Source organism: Nocardia sp. NPDC047654 (assembly GCF_043205035.1).
Classification (GTDB): Bacteria; Actinomycetota; Actinomycetes; order Mycobacteriales; family Mycobacteriaceae; genus Nocardia.
Window position 1 is genome coordinate 1 of sequence record NZ_JBIDDF010000039.1, and the last position, 1,803, is coordinate 1,803.

The window sequence follows — 1,803 nt, forward strand, 5'->3', positions numbered from 1 at the left end:
ATGTTCCGGCGGTGTCCTACTCTCCCACACCCTGTCGAGTGCAGTACCATCGGCGCTGGCAGGCTTAGCTTCCGGGTTCGGAATGGGACCGGGCGTTTCCCTACCGCTATGGCCGCCGTAACTCTATGAAACTATCCACACCCCTGAACTCCCGTTCATTTGCCGCCACCGGCACCCTCCACACTCTCTGGAGGGTTCGATGGACGACACCATGACGGGGTGTCGAAGGGTATCTGTGTGTTGTTTCAGATACCGCACAGTGGACGCGTAGCAACCTTTGTTGGTAAGTCCTCGGCCGATTAGTACCGGTCACCTCCACACGTTACCGTGCTTCCAGTTCCGGCCTATCAACCCCATGGTCTGTAGGGGGCCTTAACCACTCGAAGGTGGTGAGAAACCTCATCTTGGAACAGGCTTCCCGCTTAGATGCTTTCAGCGGTTATCCCTTCCGAACGTAGCCAACCAGCAGTGCCCTTGGCAGGACAACTGGCACACCAGAGGTTCGTCCGTCCCGGTCCTCTCGTACTAGGGACAGCCTTCCTCAAGTTTCTGACGCGCGCGGCGGATAGAGACCGAACTGTCTCACGACGTTCTAAACCCAGCTCGCGTGCCGCTTTAATGGGCGAACAGCCCAACCCTTGGGACCTACTCCAGCCCCAGGATGCGACGAGCCGACATCGAGGTGCCAAACCATCCCGTCGATATGGACTCTTGGGGAAGATCAGCCTGTTATCCCCGGGGTACCTTTTATCCGTTGAGCGACACCGCTTCCACATGCCGGTGCCGGATCACTAGTCCCGACTTTCGTCCCTGCTCGACCTGTCAGTCTCACAGTCAAGCTCCCTTGTGCACTTGCACTCGACACCTGATTGCCAACCAGGCTGAGGGAACCTTTGGGCGCCTCCGTTACATTTTGGGAGGCAACCGCCCCAGTTAAACTACCCACCAGGCACTGTCCCTGAACCCGATCAGGGTCCGAGGTTAGAAGTCCAATACGACCAGAGTGGTATTTCAACGACGACTCCACGAACACTGGCGTGCCCGCTTCACAGTCTCCCACCTATCCTACACAAACCGTACCGAACACCAATACCAAGCTATAGTGAAGGTCCCGGGGTCTTTTCGTCCTGCCGCGCGTAACGAGCATCTTTACTCGTAATGCAATTTCGCCGAGTCTGTGGTTGAGACAGCAGAGAAGTCGTTACGCCATTCGTGCAGGTCGGAACTTACCCGACAAGGAATTTCGCTACCTTAGGATGGTTATAGTTACCACCGCCGTTTACCGGGGCTTAAATTCTCAGCTTCGCACCCGAAGGCGCTAACCGGTCCTCTTAACCTTCCGGCACCGGGCAGGCGTCAGTCCGTATACATCGTCTTACGACTTCGCACGGACCTGTGTTTTTAGTAAACAGTCGCTTCTCTCTGGTCTCTGCGACCACACCCAGCTCACAGCGTAAAGCCGGTCACCAGACGTGGTCCCCCTTCTCCCGAAGTTACGGGGGCATTTTGCCGAGTTCCTTAACCACAGTTCTCTCGATCGCCTCGGTATTCTCTACCTGACCACCTGTGTCGGTTTGGGGTACGGGCCGTGTACCAACTCACTAGAGGCTTTTCTCGGCAGCATAGGATCACTGAATTCGCCTCAATCGGCTACGCATCACGTCTCAGGATATGTGCAACACGGATTTGCCTATGTCACTCCCTACACGCTTACACCAGGTAATCCATCACCTGGCCCAGCTACCTTCCTGCGTCACCCCATCGCTTGACTACTACACCCAGGGTCTCGTGCATCCCCTTTCG

2 rRNA genes (1 of these 2 only partly in view) are annotated in these 1,803 nt (G+C 56.2%); both read right to left on the reverse strand.

The annotated features are described in order from the left end of the window. Positions 1 to 3: 3 nt before the first annotated feature. Positions 4 to 120 (reverse strand): 5S ribosomal RNA (gene rrf / locus ACGF7Y_RS36410). A 159-nt stretch (positions 121 to 279) separates the two neighbouring features. Continuing rightward, positions 280 to 1,803, reverse strand: a 23S ribosomal RNA gene (locus tag ACGF7Y_RS36415) (it continues 1,689 nt past the right edge of the window).